Annotated in this window: 25 protein-coding genes and 1 pseudogene; 11 read left to right on the top strand and 15 right to left on the bottom strand. The window is 60.9% G+C overall.

Features of this window, described 5'->3' with window-relative positions; all coding sequences use genetic code 11:
* Nucleotides 1-105 precede the first annotated feature (105 nt).
* The 4 genes from HGO38_RS20470 to HGO38_RS20455 form a co-directional block, all read right to left on the bottom strand.
* A complete protein-coding gene (locus HGO38_RS20470; RefSeq protein WP_250957754.1) occupies nucleotides 106-612 on the bottom strand; it encodes a GNAT family N-acetyltransferase in 507 nt (168 codons plus the stop codon).
* A 111-nt stretch (nucleotides 613-723) separates the two neighbouring features.
* Complete coding sequence (gene trhA / locus HGO38_RS20465) at nucleotides 724-1383, bottom strand: PAQR family membrane homeostasis protein TrhA (RefSeq protein ID WP_250957753.1); 660 nt, start codon at nucleotides 1381-1383, stop codon at nucleotides 724-726.
* 196 nt (nucleotides 1384-1579) lie between these two features.
* A complete protein-coding gene (locus HGO38_RS20460; protein WP_250957752.1) occupies nucleotides 1580-1900 on the bottom strand; it encodes a TraR/DksA family transcriptional regulator in 321 nt (106 codons plus the stop codon).
* A gap of 49 nt (nucleotides 1901-1949) precedes the next feature.
* Entirely contained in the window at nucleotides 1950-2360 is a 411-nt protein-coding gene (locus HGO38_RS20455; protein ID WP_250957751.1) for a universal stress protein, read from the bottom strand.
* A 238-nt stretch (nucleotides 2361-2598) separates the two neighbouring features.
* Between HGO38_RS20455 and HGO38_RS20450 the strand changes: the two genes are divergently transcribed.
* A complete protein-coding gene (locus tag HGO38_RS20450) occupies nucleotides 2599-3462 on the top strand; it encodes a VOC family protein (RefSeq protein WP_250957750.1) in 864 nt (287 codons plus the stop codon).
* A 90-nt stretch (nucleotides 3463-3552) separates the two neighbouring features.
* Nucleotides 3553-4698 carry an AI-2E family transporter gene (locus HGO38_RS20445; RefSeq protein ID WP_250957749.1) on the top strand — a complete coding sequence of 382 codons (1146 nt, stop codon included), beginning with the start codon at nucleotides 3553-3555 and terminating at the stop codon, nucleotides 4696-4698.
* 6 nt (nucleotides 4699-4704) lie between these two features.
* Here the strand turns inward: HGO38_RS20445 and HGO38_RS20440 are convergent, their stop codons facing one another.
* Nucleotides 4705-6651 carry a putative bifunctional diguanylate cyclase/phosphodiesterase gene (locus HGO38_RS20440; RefSeq protein ID WP_250957748.1) on the bottom strand — a complete coding sequence of 649 codons (1947 nt, stop codon included), beginning with the start codon at nucleotides 6649-6651 and terminating at the stop codon, nucleotides 4705-4707.
* A 484-nt stretch (nucleotides 6652-7135) separates the two neighbouring features.
* On the opposite strand from HGO38_RS20440, the gene HGO38_RS20435 reads away from it, so the two are divergent.
* The 3 genes from HGO38_RS20435 (at nucleotide 7136) to HGO38_RS20425 (ending at nucleotide 9915) form a co-directional block, all read left to right on the top strand.
* Entirely contained in the window at nucleotides 7136-9259 is a 2124-nt protein-coding gene (locus HGO38_RS20435) for a S9 family peptidase (protein ID WP_250957747.1), read from the top strand.
* 67 nt (nucleotides 9260-9326) lie between these two features.
* Nucleotides 9327-9626 carry a type II toxin-antitoxin system RelE/ParE family toxin gene (locus HGO38_RS20430; protein ID WP_250957746.1) on the top strand — a complete coding sequence of 100 codons (300 nt, stop codon included), beginning with the start codon at nucleotides 9327-9329 and terminating at the stop codon, nucleotides 9624-9626.
* Nucleotides 9610-9915, top strand: coding sequence for an addiction module antidote protein (locus HGO38_RS20425; protein ID WP_502941604.1), 306 nt, complete (start codon nucleotides 9610-9612; stop codon nucleotides 9913-9915). Before HGO38_RS20430 ends, HGO38_RS20425 begins: the two co-directional genes overlap by 17 nt.
* Before the next feature lie 9 nt (nucleotides 9916-9924).
* Here HGO38_RS20425 and HGO38_RS20420 read toward each other — a convergent pair whose 3' ends face one another.
* Entirely contained in the window at nucleotides 9925-10545 is a 621-nt protein-coding gene (locus tag HGO38_RS20420; RefSeq protein ID WP_250957745.1) for a glutathione S-transferase family protein, read from the bottom strand.
* A gap of 232 nt (nucleotides 10546-10777) precedes the next feature.
* Here HGO38_RS20420 and HGO38_RS20415 point away from each other — a divergent pair, with 232 nt between their 5' ends.
* A complete protein-coding gene (locus HGO38_RS20415) occupies nucleotides 10778-11089 on the top strand; it encodes a hypothetical protein (RefSeq protein ID WP_250957744.1) in 312 nt (103 codons plus the stop codon).
* Nucleotides 11090-11102: 13 nt separating this feature from the next.
* On the opposite strand, the gene HGO38_RS20410 is transcribed toward HGO38_RS20415, so the two are convergent.
* Together HGO38_RS20410 and HGO38_RS20405 are read right to left on the bottom strand one after the other, a co-directional pair.
* Nucleotides 11103-11711, bottom strand: a complete 609-nt coding sequence (locus HGO38_RS20410) for a TetR/AcrR family transcriptional regulator (protein ID WP_250957743.1) — start codon at nucleotides 11709-11711, stop codon at nucleotides 11103-11105.
* Nucleotides 11712-11935: 224 nt separating this feature from the next.
* Nucleotides 11936-12242, bottom strand: a pseudogene (locus HGO38_RS20405) (cation efflux transmembrane domain-containing protein); the annotation flags it as partial.
* 79 nt (nucleotides 12243-12321) lie between these two features.
* Between HGO38_RS20405 and HGO38_RS20400 the strand changes: the two are divergent.
* Nucleotides 12322-12735, top strand: a complete 414-nt coding sequence (locus tag HGO38_RS20400; protein ID WP_250957742.1) for a MerR family transcriptional regulator — start codon at nucleotides 12322-12324, stop codon at nucleotides 12733-12735.
* A gap of 56 nt (nucleotides 12736-12791) precedes the next feature.
* On the opposite strand, the gene HGO38_RS20395 is transcribed toward HGO38_RS20400, so the two are convergent.
* The gene (locus HGO38_RS20395; protein WP_250957741.1) at nucleotides 12792-13121 is read right to left on the bottom strand and encodes a type II toxin-antitoxin system RelE/ParE family toxin; all 330 of its coding nucleotides are present in this window, start codon (nucleotides 13119-13121) and stop codon (nucleotides 12792-12794) included.
* Nucleotides 13118-13393, bottom strand: coding sequence for a ribbon-helix-helix domain-containing protein (locus HGO38_RS20390; protein ID WP_250957740.1), 276 nt, complete (start codon nucleotides 13391-13393; stop codon nucleotides 13118-13120). Before HGO38_RS20390 ends, HGO38_RS20395 begins: the two co-directional genes overlap by 4 nt.
* Before the next feature lie 263 nt (nucleotides 13394-13656).
* Here HGO38_RS20390 and HGO38_RS20385 point away from each other — a divergent pair, with 263 nt between their 5' ends.
* A complete protein-coding gene (locus HGO38_RS20385) occupies nucleotides 13657-14145 on the top strand; it encodes a GNAT family N-acetyltransferase (RefSeq protein ID WP_250957739.1) in 489 nt (162 codons plus the stop codon).
* Between the two features lie 21 nt (nucleotides 14146-14166).
* On the top strand, nucleotides 14167-14757 hold the full coding sequence (locus tag HGO38_RS20380) for a type 1 glutamine amidotransferase family protein (protein WP_250957738.1): 591 nt from the start codon (nucleotides 14167-14169) through the stop codon (nucleotides 14755-14757).
* 34 nt (nucleotides 14758-14791) lie between these two features.
* On the opposite strand, the gene HGO38_RS20375 is transcribed toward HGO38_RS20380, so the two are convergent.
* The 4 genes from HGO38_RS20375 to HGO38_RS20360 form a co-directional block, all read right to left on the bottom strand.
* Nucleotides 14792-15016, bottom strand: a complete 225-nt coding sequence (locus HGO38_RS20375; RefSeq protein WP_250957737.1) for a hypothetical protein — start codon at nucleotides 15014-15016, stop codon at nucleotides 14792-14794.
* A gap of 87 nt (nucleotides 15017-15103) precedes the next feature.
* Nucleotides 15104-16021 (bottom strand): cytochrome c, encoded by a 918-nt coding sequence (locus HGO38_RS20370; RefSeq protein WP_250957736.1) that lies wholly within the window; start codon nucleotides 16019-16021, stop codon nucleotides 15104-15106.
* A 98-nt stretch (nucleotides 16022-16119) separates the two neighbouring features.
* Nucleotides 16120-16563 (bottom strand): c-type cytochrome, encoded by a 444-nt coding sequence (locus HGO38_RS20365; protein WP_250957735.1) that lies wholly within the window; start codon nucleotides 16561-16563, stop codon nucleotides 16120-16122.
* A 201-nt stretch (nucleotides 16564-16764) separates the two neighbouring features.
* Nucleotides 16765-17394, bottom strand: a complete 630-nt coding sequence (locus HGO38_RS20360; protein WP_250957734.1) for a LysE family translocator — start codon at nucleotides 17392-17394, stop codon at nucleotides 16765-16767.
* 122 nt (nucleotides 17395-17516) lie between these two features.
* On the opposite strand from HGO38_RS20360, the gene HGO38_RS20355 reads away from it, so the two are divergent.
* On the top strand, nucleotides 17517-18215 hold the full coding sequence (locus HGO38_RS20355) for a helix-turn-helix transcriptional regulator (RefSeq protein ID WP_250957733.1): 699 nt from the start codon (nucleotides 17517-17519) through the stop codon (nucleotides 18213-18215).
* Here HGO38_RS20355 and HGO38_RS20350 read toward each other — a convergent pair.
* Nucleotides 18212-19063 (bottom strand): metallophosphoesterase, encoded by an 852-nt coding sequence (locus tag HGO38_RS20350; protein WP_250957732.1) that lies wholly within the window; start codon nucleotides 19061-19063, stop codon nucleotides 18212-18214. The genes HGO38_RS20355 and HGO38_RS20350 overlap by 4 nt on opposite strands.
* A gap of 254 nt (nucleotides 19064-19317) precedes the next feature.
* On the opposite strand from HGO38_RS20350, the gene HGO38_RS20345 reads away from it, so the two are divergent.
* Nucleotides 19318-19809 (top strand): histidine kinase, encoded by a 492-nt coding sequence (locus HGO38_RS20345; protein WP_250957731.1) that lies wholly within the window; start codon nucleotides 19318-19320, stop codon nucleotides 19807-19809.
* Nucleotides 19810-19824 lie beyond the last annotated feature (15 nt).

Below are 19824 nucleotides of genomic sequence, written 5' to 3'. Positions count from 1 at the left end.
ACGTGGCCGCATCATGCACGTCCGTATCGATCCGTCGACGGGATTTTTTGGGCAAAACCTAGTAATCATTGACTATTGCCAAGAATAGTCAGCGGCCAAGGGCCATCAGCTTTCCAGCTTCAGTTCCATGGCCGCCAGATCCAGCCAGCGGCCGAATTTGGTGCCGACTTGACTGTGAATGCCGACCAGGCGGAAACCGAGGCTCTCGTGCAACCGGATCGAGGCGGCATTCTCCGCCTCGATGGCCGCAATCATCACATGCACTTTTGCCGCCCTCGCCCGCTCGATCAGCGCCTGCATCAGCAACCGGCCGATGCCGCCGCCCCGGCAATCCTTGTCGACATAGACGGAATGCTCGACCGTATGGCGATAGCCATCGAAGGCGCGCCAGTCGCCATAGGAGGCATAGCCCGCCACCCGGCCGTCGCGCTCCGCGACCAGGACCGGAAACCCTTTGGCATGGCGCAGCTCCATCCAGGACCGGCGATTGTCGACATCCACCAAAACCTCGTTCCAGATCGCCGTGGTATGCTCGACGGCGTGGTTATAGATATCGCGGATAGCGGCAAGGTCGGCCTCGCCGGCATCGCGGATCAGGACGGAAGACGGCATCGGTTACAAATCCATTAAATTTGATATTTTTCTACTATATAAGACGATCATCACCCGTGTCCAGCGCCGGATGGCATCGACCTGTTATGATTTTTTGGTCAGGCGCGCTATTCAGGCACCGTAGCTGAAGGCGGTGAGCACGGCGGAATAATGCACCGCGGCGGCCGTCACCACGAATCCGTGCCAGATGGCATTCTGGAAACGCAACCGCTCCCAGACATGGAAGACCACGCCGGCCGAATAAATCACCCCGCCGACGACGATCAGCAGCATGGTGATATAGGGCAGGTTCTGGGAAATCGGGCCGATCGCCAGTGCGCCGCTCCAGCCCATGCCCAGATAAAGCAGGATGGCAAGCCGGTCGTAGCGGCCAGGCACCAGGCATTTCAGGGCAATGCCCGCCGCCGCCATGATCCAGATGCCGATCAGCAGCGCCAGCACGGCAAGATCATGGGCGCCGCGCTGCAAAAAAGGTGTGTAGGTGGCGGCGATCAGGATGAAGATCGCCGAATGGTCGAGCCGCCGCAGGAACCATTTGGTGCGCGAATGCGGCCACATATTGTAGGTGAAGGACACCGAAAGCGCGATGACCAGCCCGAGCCCGTAGATCCAGGCGGCGGCCAGTTCGCCATAGCTGGACCAGACCGTGGCATAGAAGATCAGCACGGTGGCGCCGATCAGCGCAAAGACCACGCCGATGCCATGGACGATGCCATCGGCAACCAGTTCACTGACATCATATTTCCGTCCAAAGCGGAATTGTTCGCTCATCGCCTTGCACCCGCTATTGCCGATACCATGCCCTATAACCACCATCATGAGCGAATTTGTGACCGTCGGCAAGATCGTCAATCGGCGTGGAGCCGCAGGCTCGTGCACCGCGCGGTCGGCTACGCCTCACGGCCTCGGGTCAAACGCAAAGACGCGCGGTCCGGGAGAACCGCGCGTCTCTTCAAAACAGGTCCGACTACAGTTCGGCCGCGCATTCCTGGCAGAATGGCGTATAGGGCACGACCGCCAGACGCTCCGGCGCAATCGCCTGACCGCATTTGACGCAAGTGCCGAACGTGCCATTGGCGATCCGGTCGAGCGCCGCATCGATGGCCTTCAACTCGGTCTCGCCGGCCTGGCCCATTTCCTCCAGCACCTCGTCGTTTTCGGTCTCGGTGGCACGGTCCTCGTTGTCGGCACTTTTCTGCCGGCCGAGATCGTCATCGATCTTGTGCAGGCGGGAATTGAGTTCGCGCTGCCGGTCGCGCAGGATGGTTTCGTACTTCGCCGTATCCATTCCGGGTGTTTCCTCGTTGTTCTTATAGCTGGTAGATAGGGCCCGGCGATCAGCGGTCAACCAGCACCGAGCACTTGGAATGACGCACGACGCGATCTGCGGTCGCACCGATGAAGTAATTGGCCAGATCCGGCACGTGCGATGCGATGATGATCAGGTCGGCGCCATGCTCGTGGGCCGCCGCCAGGATTTCACGGGCCGGCGCACCGCTGCGCAATTCGACGCGGGCATCGATGCCGGTCTTTTCCTTGAGTTCCACCAGCTTGGACCTGCCGTCCTTGATGGCATTCTCGATGATATCGACCGGCAGGTCGATGGCCAGATAGCCCGGCATATCCTCGACCACGGTCAGAAGCACGATCTGGCCGCCGGCATCCAGCAGGGTCGCTGCCTTGCGCAGGATTTTCTCGCCCTTGTCGAGGGCACCGCAATCAACCGGGACGATGATTTTCGTGTACATGTTGCTCTCCTTTTGGCAGCGGATCGAAATACGACCCGCCCGTCCTCTCTGCCTCGACTTTTCCATCCAAATGCAGCCGCTGCATTGATCAAGATCAAGTTCTAAGGGATCGGCATCGTCAATAATTACTGAACGATGCTTTGTCATTGCGCGATCTACCGTGAACAGCGAAGTGATGCCATATTGCAGTCAATAGAGACGATCCAGACGCCGGCCCTGCCGGCAGGGAGACGACACCATGACCATGACACATCAGAGTTTTGCGCTGACCCGCCCGGTGCATGTCGGGCAATCCCACCTGGTGGTGCGCGACCTCGAAATGGTCGCCGCCTTCTACCAGACCGTGCTCGGCCTTCAGGTTATCGAGAAAAGCGCCAGTGGCGTGGTGCTCGGCGTCCATGGACTGCCGCTGCTGACCCTGACGACACGCTCGGACGCGGCCAAGGCGCCACGCACCGCCGCCGGCCTGTTCCACACCGCCTTCCTGATGCCGGATCGGGCCGCACTCGCCCACTGGATCACCCATGTCGCCCATAACAATGTGCCGCTGGACGGCGCCTCCGACCACCTGGTCAGCGAGGCCATCTATCTGTCGGACCCGGAGGGCAACGGCATCGAAGTCTATGCCGACCGGCCGGTTGAAGACTGGACCTTCCATGCCGACGGCACGGTGGAGATGGCAACCCATCGCCTCGACCTGCAGGCGCTCTACGACAGCGCTCCCAAAACGGCGTGGCAGGGCATGCAGGCCGGAACGGCGATCGGCCACCTGCATCTACAGGTCGGCAATATCCCTGAGGCTGATGCCTTCTATGACGGCGTTCTCGGTCTGAAGAAAATGGCGACCTATCCCGGCGCCAGCTTCTTTGGTGCAGGAACTTATCACCACCATATCGCCGCCAATATCTGGAACAGCCGCGGCGCGACGGCCCGCAGCGGCGCCATGACCGGCCTTGCGGACTACACCCTGCGCTTCAACGAACCGCCGGCGCTGGAAAAGGCGCTTGCCGCCCTCGAGGCATTGGAAATTCCGGTGACGCGCACCGCAGAAGGCTACACGCTCCAGGATCCCTGGGGGATGGGACTGAAACTCGTCGCCTGACGGGGCCATAACCGCCGGAATATTTTCGCGCCGGCGGAACCGCACCGGCCTTGCCGCGTTGTTCCGCATCGCAAGCGAGGGTGGCGGACAATGGACGACAGAGCGACCGGGGCGGATGGGCCGCGCGACATCAGTGCGCGCACCGCCGAACGGACCGGTCGCAACACACGCAAGACCATCCATCGTGTCCGGATCCGCAAATCCGGCCTCGACCTTGCGCTGATATGGTCTGTGATCGGCATTTTTCTGATCATGGCCGTGGCGGCGATCTACATCGCCAAGGCCGTGTTGATGCCCATCACGCTGGCGATCGTTGTCGGCCTGATCCTCGGCCTCGCTGCAGATCGTCTCGGCGAACTCGGCGTGCCGCCAATGGGCAGCGCCTTTATCCTGTCGACCCTTTTTGCGCTGATCGTCATCCTGACGGCCAATGCCCTGCTGACACCAATGGCGGAACTGGCGCAAGAGGCGCCTGTCATGGCCGAGCGGGCGATCGAACGCTGGGTACCCTATCTGGAGAAGATCGAGTGGCTGCATATCACCAGCGCCACGTTTCGCAGCGGGCCTGTGTCGATCGAGGCCCTGCTGGAAAATACCGGCACCATCCTGTCGACCCTCGCCACCAATGTCACGCCGGCGATCGTGCAGGCGCTGATCTTCTTTGCCGCCCTTTTGCTGTTTCTTGCCAGCCGCCTGTCGATCCGAAAGGCGATGATCATCGGCTTTCGCGACCGCGCCCGCCGACTGGCCTTCATCCGCACCTATAATGCCATTCAGACCGCACTCGGATACTATTTTGCCACCGCCTCGCTGATCTATGCCGGCGTCGGCCTGTCCATGGTGCTCATCTCCTGGTTCGGCGGGCTGCAGATGCCTGTTCTGTGGGGGTTCTTTGCGTTTCTGTCGAGCTTCGTACCCTTCCTCGGGGTCACGCTGATGACCCTGGCGCTGGCCGTCGCCGGCATGCTGACCCATGACAGCCTGATCCTCGGGCTGGCCCCGGCCGCGGCTTTCTTCACGGTGCATGCGGTGGTGGAGAATCTCGTCACGCCGGCTGTGATGGGCAAGCGGCTGGAAATCAATGCATTCGCCGTCTTTGTGGCGATCATCTTCTGGACCTGGATGTGGGGCGCGGTCGGTGCCATGCTCGCTTTGCCGCTATCGCTGATCGGCATGACCATTTTCAACGAGCTGGTGCCGACGCAGAAAATCCCCCATCCCCGCCTGCCGGGATAGACAACGTCAGGACACGAAGCGCTCGCTCTTGGTGGCTTCGACCGCCAGATAGTCGAGAACCTCGGCCATCGGCATCGGCCGGCCGAAATAATAGCCCTGAACGTAACGGGCGCCTGAGGCCTGGGCGGCCTCCATCTGCGCCAAGGTCTCGACGCCCTCGACAAGGCAGTCCAGATTGAGGTTGCGGCACAGATCCACCATGGCGCGAATGATGTTGTGGCCGATCGCCCCATCGTCCAGCTGGCTGACAAAACCCCGGTCGGTCTTGATCTTGTTCAACGGAAACCGGTGGATATAGCCAAAACTCGAATAACCCGATCCGAAATCGTCGAGCGCGATCCGGCATCCCATTGCCGACAGAGTGGCCAGAGCTTCCCGGGCACGCTCAAAATCCGTCATCATCGCCGTCTCGGTGATTTCGAATTCCAGCCGGCCCGGCTCTATGCCACTCTGCCTGACGAGCGAGCAGATATGGCTGATCGACCGCTCCGAGACGAGATCGCAGGCCGAGAGATTGAAGGCGACGCGGATATCGGAGGGAAGGTCCGCCATGGCGCAGAGCGTCTTGCGCAACAGGGTTTCGGTGACCATCTCGATCAGCCCGGAACGTTCTGCCGCGGCGATGAAGACGTCCGGGGCCACCTTGCCAAGCCGGCAACTCTCCCAGCGCGCCAAGGCTTCGAAGCCGACGGTGCGCCGCGCGATCACGTCGATCTGCGGTTGGAAGACCACCGAAAGCTCGCGATTGAGATCGGCGATGCGCAATGCCTGCTCGACCCGGCCCATATTGCCGATATCGGCCTCATGGCGATCGTCGAAGATGACGATATCGCCGCGGCGATGGCTCTTGGCACTGTAGAGCGCATGATCGGCACGCTCGTAGATTTCGCCGGCCGTGCGGCCATTGCGCGGAAACTGGGCAAAGCCGCCCGAGCCGGAAATGGTGACGTCGCGATCGCCGACCCGAAACGGCCGCTTGAGCGCCTCGATGGCTTCCCGGCCAAGCGCCTGCAAGGCCTGATCGTCGATCGGCCTGGTGATCAGCAGCGAGAATTCGTCGCCGCCAAGCCTGGCCACCATGTGTTCCTCGGCGAAAATCGATTGCAGACGCTCGCCGACCTGGATCAGCAGCTCGTCACCAACCGCGTGACCATAGAGGTCATTGACCGGCTTGAACCCGTCGAGATCGATGATCCCCATAAAAAACGGTTCCGAAGCCGCGCCGGGCTCAAGCAAGGCTTCCAGTTCGGTAAAGAACCGGCGACGGTTCGGAAGACTGGTCAGCGCATCCTTGTAAGCCTGCTCCAGCGCCTTGCCGCGCAACGCATCGGCCAGGATCCGCGCCTTCACGGCGCGCCCGATGGCATTGCGCATCAACAGAACCATGCCGAAAGCAACAAAAATGCAGGCAATGCCCAGCATCGCATATTGCGCGAGGATGTCCGGCCCCAGGCCATAGGCCAGCCACAACATGGTGCACAACGACAGCAAGGCGCCGCCGATCACCACCCGCAAGGTGGCACCGACCGTCACCACGCACATCATCGCCAGGATGAAATAGGACAGCCGCACCGGTTCCGGGTGGAAATGCAGGAAGGCGAGGATATTGGCGTAGATCAACAAGCCGACGATGGCGCTGGCCGCTTCCAGCTGCCGAATGCTGCGATAGTCCGCCAGCCATCGGTGTTCGGCCAGCAGAAGGATAGCCGCCGTCATCGCCGACAGGACCGACATGACCAGGAAACCGCCCGTCGTTTCCAGAAAATAGTAGACGATGATGATGCCACCGAAATAGGTGGCGAGCGGCGTCATGGCCCGGGCAATGATCGGATGAATGGCCTTGGCCATTTCCTCCTCCAGCAAAAGCGCATCCGCACGGCGCAGCGCCTCTTCCTCAATCAGGATATCGGCAGCATCGACCTGCCGCTCTGTCGTCGGTACCAGTTCCGCCACCCGGCGCTCCGTTCTGCCGCGCGGCACGTCCGAACGGGCGCGCCGGAACCGCGGTCAATCTCCAAATTCGCGGATATCCCCTGCGATCATGGTCGGCAGACAGGGATATTCGGAGCGCGACATGCTCCTGACCAGCCGGGCGGGCGAGACGTTTCTAACGTTTCGCCGGTCATGCCCTGCATCCGACAATACATATACGGGCTTATTTGAGATTTGATGAATGTACACGCAGGAATGCCACACAATAGTTTGACCTGCAAAGCCGCCCGCATATTTTCTTACGCCTCTCAGTTTCAATAATTCGGGCCCGCCAGCATGGGTTTTCAGCAGTTTGCCGGGTGCCTTTCGGACAATGGCATCCTGTGCGAGCACCATGGCAGCGGCGAGCCGATCGGTGACAGTTCATTCGCCCCTTGATCGGCGCCCGCCCTCTGTCTATCTCTCAAGGCCTGTACCGATACCTCCGATAGAGCGAGACCAGCCCTTGTCCTCCACACCGAAGTCCGTCTTCCAGAACCTGCCCGAGGCTCCCGTCGCGCCGAAGAAACAGCACCAGGATACCCGCCACGGCATAACCCGCACCGACGACTATGCCTGGATGCGGGCCGACAACTGGCAGGCGATGTTCAAGGATCCGACGCTGCTGGACGCCGAGTTGCGCCGCCATCTGGAGGCGGAAAACGCCTATATGGACGCGGCCATGGCCGACACCAAGGACCTGCAGAAAAAACTGTTTGCAGAGATGAAAGGCCGCATCAAGGAGGACGATTCGTCCATTCCGATGAAGGACGGCCCGTTTGCCTATGGCACGGCATTCGTCACCGGCGGCGAGCAGCCGCGCTATTTCCGCCTGCCCCGCGACGCCGATCACACGGACGAATCGATCCGCCAGCTGCTGCTGGACGGCGACAAGGAAGCCGCCGGCAAGGACTATTTCCGCCTGGCAGGCATCGACCATTCGACCGATCACAGCCTTGGCATCTGGGGCTATGACGATAAGGGATCGGAATATTTCACCCTGCGGGTCCGCGATCTGGCGACCGGCGAGGATCTTGGCGACGTGATCGAGAACTCCGGTGGCGGCGGCGCCTGGGCGCCGGACGGCAAGAGCTTTTTCTACACGCTGCAGGACGACAACCACCGACCGTCGAAAGTCTTCCACCATATCATCGGCCAGCCGCAGAGCGAGGATCGTCTGGTCTATGAGGAAACCGATCCGGGCTTCTTCATGGGCGTCGGCGGCTCGCTGCTCGACGACTATATCTATATCGACATCCATGACCACGAGACCTCGGAATACCGCATTCTCTCGACCAGCGACCTGACCGCCGAGCCGGCGATCGTGGCCGAACGCGACGAAGGCGTCGAATATTCGATGACCGAAGGCGGCGACGTCTTCTACATCCTGACCAATGCCGATGGCGCCAAGGACTTCAAGATCTGCGTGGCGCCGGCAGCAACGCCGGGCAAGGAGCATTGGGCGGAACTGGTGCCGCACGAACCGGGCCGGCTGATCCTCAGCCACATGGCCTTTGCCCGCCATCTGCTCTGGCTGGAGCGCCGCGACGGCCTGCCGCGCATCATGATCCGCGACCGCGCGACCGGAGAAGAGCATGCGATCGCCTTTGACGAAGAGGCCTATTCTCTCGGCCTGCAGGGTGCCGCCGAATACGACACGGATGTCATCCGCTTTTCCTATTCCTCGATGACCACGCCGAGCCAGCTTTACGACTACGACATGGCGACCCGTGAGCGCACGCTGTTGAAGACCCAGGAAGTGCCGTCCGGTCACAATCCCGACGACTACGTCACCCGCCGCGTCTTTGCGCCCGCCCATGACGGCGAACTGGTGCCGGTCACTCTATTGTACCGCAAGGACACTGTCCTCGACGGCTCCGCCCCCTGCCTGCTCTATGGCTATGGCGCCTATGGCATGACCATTCCGGCCGGCTTCAACACCAATTGCCTGTCGCTCGCCGATCGCGGCTTTGTCTATGCCATCGCCCATATCCGCGGCGGCAAGGACAAGGGTTTTAAGTGGTATGAAGACGGCAAGATGGAAAAGAAGGTCAACACCTTCAAGGATTTCATCTCGGCTGCCGACCACCTAGTCAGCGAGAAGGTTACCTCCTACGAGAACATCATCGCCGAAGGCGGCTCGGCCGGCGGCATGCTGATGGGCGCGATCGCCAACATGGCTCCGGAAAAATTCGCCGGCGTGATCGCGGCGGTGCCCTTTGTCGACGTTCTGAACACCATGCTCGACGACACCCTGCCGCTGACCCCGCCGGAATGGCCGGAATGGGGCAACCCGATCGAATCGGAGGAAGAATACCGCTGGATCGCCGCCTATAGCCCGTATGACAATGTCGGCGCCAAACCCTATCCGCCGGTTCTGGCGCTCTCCGGCCTGACCGACCCGCGCGTCACCTATTGGGAGCCGACCAAGTGGGTGGCCAAGCTCCGCGAGCACAGCACCGGCGGTGCGCCGATCCTCCTGAAGACCAACATGGCCGCCGGCCACGGCGGCAAGTCGGGACGCTTCCAGCGCCTGGAGGAAACCGCCTTTGAGTATGCGTTCGCGATCAAGGTGGCGGGCAGGATGTGAGGGCAAGGCGCTTATCTTCACAGCCGACGGGATATTGACCTCCCCGCAACTGTGAACTATAGTTCACATGGTGGAGATACGCCAGCATCCAGATTTCATAAAATGGCTGCGCAAGCTGGCGGATCGGCAAGCGCAGATCAGGATCGCTACTCGTCTTGTTCGTCTTCAATCAGGCCTGATCGGCGATGTGAAGTATTTCGAGGGCATAGGCGAGCTTCGTATCGATTATGGACCCGGATACCGGGTCTATTTCGTCAGGCGCGGCGCCGCCATCGTCATACTCTTGTGTGGTGGAGACAAGAGCACTCAAGCCAAGGACATTCAGCGCGCCAAGTCGCTGGCGAAGGAACATGACGATGAAAGCTGAGACCATTCCCTTCGACGCTTCGGAATTCTTCCCCGACGCTCAAGCGCAAGCAGCGCTTTTGGCCGACGCCCTTGAGACCGGCGATATCCACTATATCGCCAATGCCTTCGGTGTCATTGCCAAGGCCCGCGGCATGACGAGTGTCGCCCGCGATGCCGGCGTCACCCGGGAAGCCCTCTACAAGGCACTGAGCGACAAGGGCGACCCCAAATTCTCGACTGTTCTGGGTGTCGCCAGGGCCCTGGGCCTGAAGTTCAGCGTAACCCCGATCTCCAAGCCGGCCGAGTGAGGCCGAAGCTTATCCCTTCAGCCACGCCAGCACAGCCTTGACCGCCAGGCGCTCCGCCATGCGGTTGCGGTGGTCGAGAACTTTCGGAAAGCGGGCGGGATCGACGCCATCGGATTCCAGCCAGCTGGCCATCGTGAACAGATAGGGATCGGCGATCGTATACTGTTCGCCCATGACCCAGGGGCCGGCAAACATCTTGTCTTCGATCAGGTTGAAGCAATCCGTCATGTTTTTCGGCACTTTCAGCTTCATCGCCTCCAGCGCTGCCGGATCGTCCGCCCAGCGGCTGCCGCGCGGCCGGTGGGCGTGGGCGACATGCACGGTCGAGGCCAGATAGGCATTGAAGGACTGAACCTGCGCAAAGGCGAAGGCATCATCGAGCGGCGCCAGGTCGGACTTTGGATAGGCTTGCGCAATATAGGCCAGGATAGCCGGATTTTCGGTGAGAATACCGCGATCGGTCGCCAATGCCGGCACGCGGGCCTTGGGATTGATGGCCAGAAAATCCGGCTGGTGCTGCACGCCCTTTCCCAATTCCACCTTCTCGGCCAGGTAATCCGCTCCCGCTTCCTCAAGCGCGATATGCGGGGCAAGCGAGCAGCTGCCTGGCGCGACATAAAGTTTCAACATGCGTCTCTCTCCGGATTTATCGTGTACCGCCCGCAGAGGTAGCACCAGGTGGCCCCTTTTGCCACATCGGCGACACTAGATAACCGGAGAAACGGCAGCCGAACCCCAGATTTGGTTAGAGCAAGAGCCATGCCACATTTTTGCTAATGCGCGGCAAAGGCGAATGACGCAAGCCCCGCGCAAGCTTCAAAGGTTAATAAAAGGTTAACGAGCAATTATGAAAGGGTCTGCTATGAGGATCGACAGCAGCCTAAGCAATGCTTATTACCAGAACCGCTTTGTGTACAGCGGCATCGAAAGCGATGAGAACGCGGCAGAAGCCGTGACCGCGACCCGATCGCGCGCCACGGGAAGCGTCGCGGTCAGCAGCACCCTTCTGTCTTCATCGCTGGCCAATGCCCTCTGGAGCATCGAGGGTGGCAAGAGAGCCGCTACGGCCGTGCCGACGACTGCCACCACGGCCAAAGACGACCGCCTTCCCGCGTCTCCTTCGGAACAGATCGAAGCTTTCTACCTCGAAAACATGACGGCCGACGACGAATAAATCAGGCTATCTGCTAGACGGACGCAATCTTGGCCCGCCGCTCGGCCGTGTCCCGCAGCGCCCGATCCGGGCACTCCAACCCGATCAGCTTCATCACAAAATCAACGCGCTCTTCCAGCGCCTCGTTGCAAGCCATCTCGCAGCATAGCAGCGTCTTGATATGCACCGGACCCAGGATAATCCCCATGATCGGCTCGATCATGGCGAGCGCTCGGGTTGCTTCGACCATTCCGGCGTTTTCCAGCTCCAGCAGGCGATCAAACACCGTGCGGCGGAACCGTTCGATATAGTTATAATAGAAACTGGCGGCCAGTTCCGGCGTCTTCGGCGCTTCTGAAATGACCAGGCGCGTCAGCGCGATATGCCGGGGAGCCAGTATAGCACGGGCGATCGTCGAAAACGTTTCCCGCAAGAGTTCCGGCGACGCTGGACCATCGGCCGGCACCTCGGGAAAATCCGGCATGACATCGCTTTGCAGCAAGGCTGCAAACAGCGATTCCTTATCGGTAAAATACTGATAAAGCGTCTTCTTCGACATTTCCGCCGCGCGCGCGATTTCTTCCATCGTGGAAGCGCCGTAGCCCTGATCCACGAAAACACGCTCGGCTGCGGCCAAGATCAATCGCCGCCTCTCGTCCACGGAAAAGGCAAGCGGACGCCCTCCCCGCGATTTCAATACAATTGACATACCCCAACTCCCAGGAATCGTCGGCCACAAAGGCGAGACACCCGCTTTTTCGTGTTTTTATGCAAGCCCCACGAAAAAGTTACCACCAAACAACCTCGAAACCTAGCAAAAGATTGAGCGGGCGGTTGACAAATTGCATTCCTTTTTAAGTAGCACACTCAGTGCCCATGTTCATGATGCGAATGCGGCCCATGACTGTGGTCACACGAGCCCTTTGCAAGAACATGACCGCCTGGCTCTGCATTCTGGAGCCACGGTTCCGCCAGCCTGCCACTCCGCCAGCGACTGGCGCAGGATCTGGAAGGCCGAGGACAGGAAAAGACCCGCCATGATGCCGGCCACGATCAGATCCGGCCAGACCGTCGCCGTGCCCCAGACCGCGAAGGCAGCGATCATGACGATGACATTGCCGATCGCATCATTGCGCCAGCACAACCACACGGATCGCACATTGGCGTCACCATCGATCCTCTCGGTCTTGATTCCGTCTGGATCCTTTCTTAATCTCTCTAGCGACTAGAGGTTCAAGAGGAATTCTGAAGACATGTACGGGATCGGCGAGATTTCCAGACGGACCGGCGTCAAGGTACCGACCATCCGCTATTACGAGCAGATGGGGCTGTTGCAGGCGCCGGACCGCTCCGAGGGCAACCAGCGCCGCTACGGGCGCCCTGAACTCGACCGGCTGACCTTTATCCGCCATGCCCGCGATCTCGGCCTGACCATCGAGGCGATCCGCGATCTGATCGCGCTGAGCCAGCATCCCGAGCGCCCCTGCGGCGAGGCCGACCGCATCGCCAAGGCGCATCTCGATGATGTGCGCGAAAAGATCGCAAAGCTGCGCCGGCTGGAAACCGAACTGCAACGCATCGTCTCCCATTGCGACGGTCACTCGATCGAGGATTGTTATGTCATCCGGGCGCTATCGGACCACGGGCTGTGTGGGCATGAGCATTGAAGATTATGGAGTTTGGGCACACACAAAGGGCTCTCGGCTACGCGCCAGGGTGGGCCTCAGGGACCATCAAATCCAAGATTCCTCTCCCTCAATACCGACGGATTGATATTGCGCCCCGCATAGAAGAATCCGAGGATAATTAAATTATTTTCGCGAACGACAAAGGCAATGCTCAAGCGCTTGCGATAGCCGATCAGGCGCAACCCGTTGACATTGGCATCTCTGATCGAGCCCCGTTCCGGAAATTCGCTCAGCCGATAGAGATAATCCCTCACACCGCGAATATAGGCCCAGGCAAACTCAGGTCCAGTGCGTTCGGAAATGTAGTCATATATCGCATTCAGTTCGCTTTCCGCCTCCGGATGGATGACGAGCGAATGGGTCATTTATCCTGTTGTCCGGCAAGCTTTGTCTGGTGGCGTAATTCAATAGCCGAAAAGACCTCGTCGGCAGGCCGGAGAATCGATGGTTCCTGTTCGGCACTCAGCATCCGACGATGAACATCTTCGGCAAGCCAGCGATCGTGGCTATCGTGAAGATCCTCCAGCATCTCAAGGCCGGCTCTCACAACATCGGATGCATCGGCATAGAGGCCCGTCGACAGTTGTCTCTCAATGCGTTTCTCATCACTCTCGCTCAAAACCAACCGCACAGACATGGGACATTTCCTGTTGCTCGACGAAATAATTGTATCAGCGATCCGGCGTTGGGAACAGCACCGGCTCTCTTGACAATCGATTGAATCCAGCGCATCTAAACGCCCATGATCGACACGCGCACAACCATCTCCTGCACGTATTTTTGGGCCTACCTCTAGAGGGCGGCTCGACAGATCACAATGTCAACAGGCCGCCGTCAGGCGGCCTTGTTGTTTCAACCAGCTTCCCCTGACGGCGCATACGGAATTAAGGGAAGTTCGACATGACCGAAGATACCGATATCACCCTGCCGCGCCCGCCGGTGGTCGTCATCCGCAGCGCCAAGCCGCATGACCTGCCGGAATTGAACCAGATGATCGCAGCCCTTGCTGCCCATCACGGCGACGCTGCGGACATCACACCTGAGAAACTGCAACGCGACCTGTTCGGCCCCCTGCCCTGGATCACCGCCCTGGTGGCCGAAGGCGATGACGGGCTGATCGGCTACGCCATTCTCGTGCCGCTCTACAAGGCTCAGGAAGGCAAGCGCGGCATGGACCTGCACCATCTCTACGTGCGCGACGGCCAGCGCGGCAACGGCATCGGCCATCATCTGGTGGCACGCGCCCGCGAAATCGCCCGGACGGCCGGCTGCGATTACCTGTCGGTCAGCGCGGCCACCGGCAATTTCGCCGCCCATCGCTTCTACGAGAACATGGATTTCATCCCGCGGCCGGTCACCGGCATGCGCTACATGCAGGCCCTCTCCTGAACGTCTGAAACGAGGTTTGCCATGACCAGCACGACGACTCTGCCCGCAACCCGCATCGCCATTGCCCTGACCCCCGACTTTGCCGATTGGGAATGCGCCCTGCTGATGGCGGTGGCGCGCTCCTATCTCGGCGTGGAGGTGATCACCGCCTCGCCGGATGGCAGGCCCGTGACCTCGACGGGCGGCCTGAAGGTGACGCCCGACATCGGATATGGCGATCTGGACGCCGCAACCTTTGATGCGCTGGTGATTCCCGGCGGGCTGTCCTGGGAAAATGGAGCGGCACCGGATTTTGGGACCCTTGCCCGGTCGTTCAAGGAGGCCGGTAAGGTGGTGGCCGGCATCTGCGCGGCGGCGAGCGCGCTGGCGGCGACCGGTGTGCTCGATGATGTCGTCCATACCGGTAACCGACTGGCCTCGCACCAGGCCTATCCGGCCTATCGGGGCACCGCCCATTATCGCGACCAGCCGCAGGCGATGTCCAACAGTCGCGTGGTGACGGCCCCGGGCACGGCGCCGGTCAGCTTCACGACGGAAATTCTCAAAGCCCTCGATCTCTGGACACCGGAGGCGCAAGACGAAATCACCGCCTTTGCCGGCGAACATCGATAGGCTTCCGCGGCCTTGCACCTGGATCAGGCGCGGATCAATGAAAGACCGGCCGGTCTTTTGACCATTGCTGCAGGGTTGTCTTGATGAGAATGAGGGCCGCCTGATAGGCATGGTCGCGCTCGCGCGGATCGGCAATACCGCTCAAGCGCGCGGCAAAGGCGTCGATCGTCTGGCTGACCCAGCGGTGCAGGGCCGGATCGGGATAGCTGTCGAGAAGCGTGCGAAGCGCGCTTTCCATTCGCCTGCGTTCATTGGTCATGCCGCGTCCGTCTCCTCCGTCTTCCCCGGGCGTCACTCTGAGCGCACAGGCTTACGCGACGCTGGACGGATGTCGGCATCGGCAATCTCATGGCACCGCCGGGATCGCCTTCAGATAGGCGGCAATCGCCTCACGGTCGGCAGCCGGCAGTTCCGCCATGTTCTTCTGCACCTCGACCATCGAGCCGCCGACGCTGTCGAAGTCGGGCGTAAAGCCCGTTTCGAGATAGGTCGCGATATCGCCTTCGCTCCAGCTGCCAATGCTTTTCGAGCCCGGCGTGATATTGGGGATCGTGCCTTCGCCTTCAGGATTAGGGCCGCCCGCCAGCCATTGGCCGGACTTGAACCCACCCAGCGCATCGCGCGGACTGTGGCATTCGCCGCAATGGCCGGGGCCCTCGACCAGATATTGGCCGCGCTTCACCACGTCGCTGGCATTGGCGATCTCGACCCGCGGCGCGTCGGTAAAGTAGAGCAGTTTCCAGCCGCCCAGCACCAGGCGAATGTTGAAGGGGAACGGCAAGTCATGCGGCGGCGCCACCGCGGAACTGGCCGGCAGGGTCTTCATGAAACCGTAGAGGTCGTTGACGTCCTTCGGGCTCATCCGGGCATAGGACCCATAGGGAAAGGACGGATAGAGATGTTCGCCCTGCCGCCCGACGCCGCGCGTCATGGCATTGCCGAATTCGGCAAGCGTCCAGGCGCCGATCCCGGCAGTCGCGTCGCTGGAAATATTGGGGGCATGGAAGGTGCCGAACGAGCTTTTCAGCGGTGCGCCGCCGGATAGCACCAGGCGGGCATCGCCCTGCGATCCGGCGGCGGCATGACAGCTGGTACAGCCGCCGGCAAAGAATACCGTGCGGCCATTGACAAGGTCGGGCTCGCCGAGATTGGCCCAGACGCTATCACTCTGTGGGTCAGGTGCCGTCACCAGCAGAAAACCACCAGCGCCGACCACGCCAAGTGCCACCAGAACGCCGAGCCCCTTGAGCCATTTCGATGCCATGGCACCCTCCGCAAAGCACAGTTCATGTCAGAAAATAAAAGCGCCATGGCCAGCCACACGTCAAAGACGACAGCCGGCCATGGCAGGGCCGATGAGGCTTACTTCTTCAGGCGGAAAGTCTGGTGGCAATCGCCGCAGGTACCGCCGACGGTCTTCATCATCGCGCCGACGCTGGCCTGATCCGTCGGCATGGCAGCGAGCTGCGCTTCGGCCACCGTGACCAGGGCCGCAGACTTGGCCTTGAAGCCTTCCATGTCTTCCCAGATCTTCGGGCTGGCTTCCGTTTCCAGACCGACTTCGGAACCGGCGGGGAACTGGTCCGGAAAGGTCTTGCCGACTTCGGCCATGGTGGAGAGCGACGCTTTGATCACTTCGGCATCAAACGGTTTTTCGCCCTTGGCGATCGCACCGAGCGCACCCATGGCGCCGCCAACCTTCTTCATCATGTCCTGACGGACGACCTGCGGCTCGCCGGCAGCAGAAGCCGCGGCGATGCCAAGACAGAGAGTTGCGGCCGCAGCCAGGGCGAGTTTCAGCTTCATCGAAGAACGCTCCTTGTAGAGAGCCGGGCGTACCGGCGATTGCAATGGGCAAGCCATAAGATGTTTGCAGACTTCGATGACAGGAATGAAGTCACAATGCGGTGAAGTCCGGGCCAAACGGCAAGGATTTGATGTTCAACAAGAAAACTGCCTGAAATACACCTTTTTCAGACCCAGGCGGCGACACCATGAGCCTCGCCCTCACGCCCATTCATGGACCAGCGTCAGGACAGCCGCGATGATCAGCAAGACCCCTGCGCCGCGGCCGATCGCCTTGGTGACACCGGGATGCGAGACGAGCGCCTGCCGCGCGCCATGGCCAGCCATCGCCACGCCGCCATAAACCAGGCCCTGTACCAGCACTGTCATCAGCCCCATCACGACGCCTTGCAGCCACAAGGGACCATATTGGCTCTTGAGAAATTGCGGATAGACGGCGATGACGAACAGATAGGCCTTGGGATTGAGCAGGCAGGTCGTGACCGCCTGGCGAAAGGTCACCCACAGACGGTGGAGATGGCCAGCATCCACAGCCGCGACCGTGATCGAGCTTCGCACCAGCTGCAACCCGACCCAGATCATGTAACCGGCACCGAGAAGCAAAAGCGGTCCGAACAGGGCGGGCGCCAGCGCCACCAGCAGTCCCGCGCCGAGCGTCCCGAACAGGGTGTGGATGGCGCCGCCGAGCATCATGCCGCCGGTGGCGGCAAGTCCGGACCGCCGCCCGCCCGACAGCGAACTCGCCAGCACATAGATCATGTCCATGCCGGGCACGAGGATGATGCCGGTCAGAAGAAGAAGAAAAATCCAGAGATTTTCCGCGTAACTCATGTCAGTATCCTTGAAGGAAGCGAGGACGAGTCTGAATCTTTTGGCAAGATTTCAGATAGTTGCGATGTCCATACAACTCTCCTCCTGACAGCGTTGTGTCAGGAGCGTTCAAGGAGACCGCATTGCGCAAGGCATCGCGACTGTTCGAGATCATCCAGATCCTGAAACGTGCCCGTCACGCGGTGACCGCCCAGGCCATTGCCGATCAACTGGAAGTGACGCCACGGTCGATCTATCGCGATATCGTGGCGCTGCAGGCGATGCGCGTGCCGATCGAGGGCGAGCGCGGGCTCGGCTATATCCTGCGGCCAGGCTTCGACCTGCCGCCGCTGATGTTTTCGGTGGAGGAAACCGAGGCGATCGTGCTGGGTCTGGCCCTGCTGGAGCGCACCGGCGACCAGGCATTGAAGCAGGCCGCCAAAGGCGTCAATGCCAAGATCGCCGCCGCCGTGCCGGGGCCGCTGCGCCAGGTGCTGCAAAGCAATGCGCTGCAGGCCTGGGGCAGCATCGCGCCGGCACCGGACGGCATCGACCTCGGCATGGTGCGCCATGCCATCCGCGACGAGCAGAAGCTGCTGCTCGACTATCGCGACGAATGGGGCAATGCGACGGAGCGGCTGATCCGGCCGCTGGCGCTGATCTACTATTCGGCGACCGCGGTGATCGTCGCCTGGTGCGAGCTGCGCCAGGCGATCCGCAATTTCCGCGCCGACCGGGTGGAGGACTGCCAGCCGGACGACACCTTCTTCCGCGGCGAGGGAAACCGTCTGCGGGATCTGTGGATCAGCGGCTGGACGAGCGGCAACCCCGCATCGACCTAAAAGGCCAGGCTGCGGCTTTCCTCCCGGCCGAAGCCGATGATCTCGATGCGATCGCGATAGAGCTCGACCACGGCAAAGGCACTCTCGGTTTCGCCATCCACCATGCCCTTGAAATTGACGAAGTGGCAGCCACCCAGGAACCCATAATTGCCAACATGATTATGGCCGCAGAGATAGGCCGCGACAACCGGCGACGCAGACAGTAGCGCTGCCACCTGTTCCCCATCCCAGAGAGTGTGGTCCGTCTGCGGAAAAAGCGGATAGTGGCCCATCACCACCACCCTTTCGCCCGCCTGTTCGGCCAGCAACAGCCGTTCGCCGAGCCAGCCGATCTGCGCGGCGCTCATGCCGGCATTCCACGGCTTGGCATTGACGGCGCCGACCTGCTCCAGCCTTGTCAGCCGATCGGCAGCCTCGGTGCGGCGCGGATCGCCGGGCGGCGGGGCAAATAGCGAAATCTCGTTGCCGTCGAGCAGGATGAACCGCCAGCCGTTTCGCACAAAGTCATGATAGGGCGCCGGCATGCCGAGACGGCCATGAACCTCGCCAAGCCGCTCCGGAGCCACGGCAAAATCATGATTGCCCGGCAGAAACAGGCACTGATGCCGCGAGCCTTCATAAAGCGGCAGCACGCGGTCGAAATTGTCGAAATCGCGATCGATGAGGTCGCCCAGCGTCACGACGAAGGAGAGGTCGAGATCGTCGAAATGAGTCAGGGCCTGCCGGAGCTTGTCGAGGCTGTTGGCATAGTGGCGATCAAGCTGGATATTCGGCGTGATCGGCGCATATTGCGGATCGGCGACGACGCCGAAGCGAAGCAGGGGATTGCCGGATTTTTCAGGGAACATGGAACGGCGCATTCGCAAGAGGAGACTGGCCGGCTGGATAGGACCTCTGTGTGACAGAGGCATGACGACGAACGGCCCTCCGCGTCTGACTTTTATTGCACCGGGCCCGGACCCTCATCGGAATACAACTGTTTTCATGCTAGGCGAGCCTGGTTTTAGTCCGCTTGCGGCAAAGGCAAACGCGTGCCTCCGCTTTCGACAGAATCCCACTTTTCACCTGACGCATTCCGCCATTTCTTAGAGGAGAGAACGCCATGAAGACCCTTCTTGCCGCCACCATGATGGCGCTTCTGCTGCCCTGCGGCTCGCAGGCTGCCACCTTGCTGTTTCCAAGCGACACGCCGGTCGCCTCGATCACCATTCCCGACACCTGGAACCCGGAAGAAACCGAGACCGGCATTCAGGCCGTGTCCGATGACGACGCCATCTATTTCTCGATCGATGTCGCTGAAGAGAAGACCAGCGACAAGGTCATCGAGGATGCCTTCGCCTTCTTCGAGGAAAACGGCATCACCATCGATCCGGCCACCCAGAAAGAGTCGGAAGACAAGTTCAACGGCATGACCATGAGCAATCTCGACTGGTCCGGCACGGACAAGGACGGCCCGGTCAATATCGGCCTGTCCTTCGTTGCCCCCAAGCCCGACAAGCTGCTGGTCATCACCTATTGGGGCACCAAGGGCGAGCAGGAAAAGCACGGGCCTGTGCTGATGGAAATCATCAACTCGCTGAAGCCTGCCAAGTAAGGTGACGCAGGGCTT

It is taken from the genome of Rhizobium sp. CG5 (assembly GCF_023701945.1).
Classification (GTDB): domain Bacteria; phylum Pseudomonadota; class Alphaproteobacteria; order Rhizobiales; family Rhizobiaceae; genus Allorhizobium.
The sequence above is the reverse complement of the archived record's forward strand: the minus strand, read 5'-3'. Positions and strand labels throughout refer to the sequence as shown.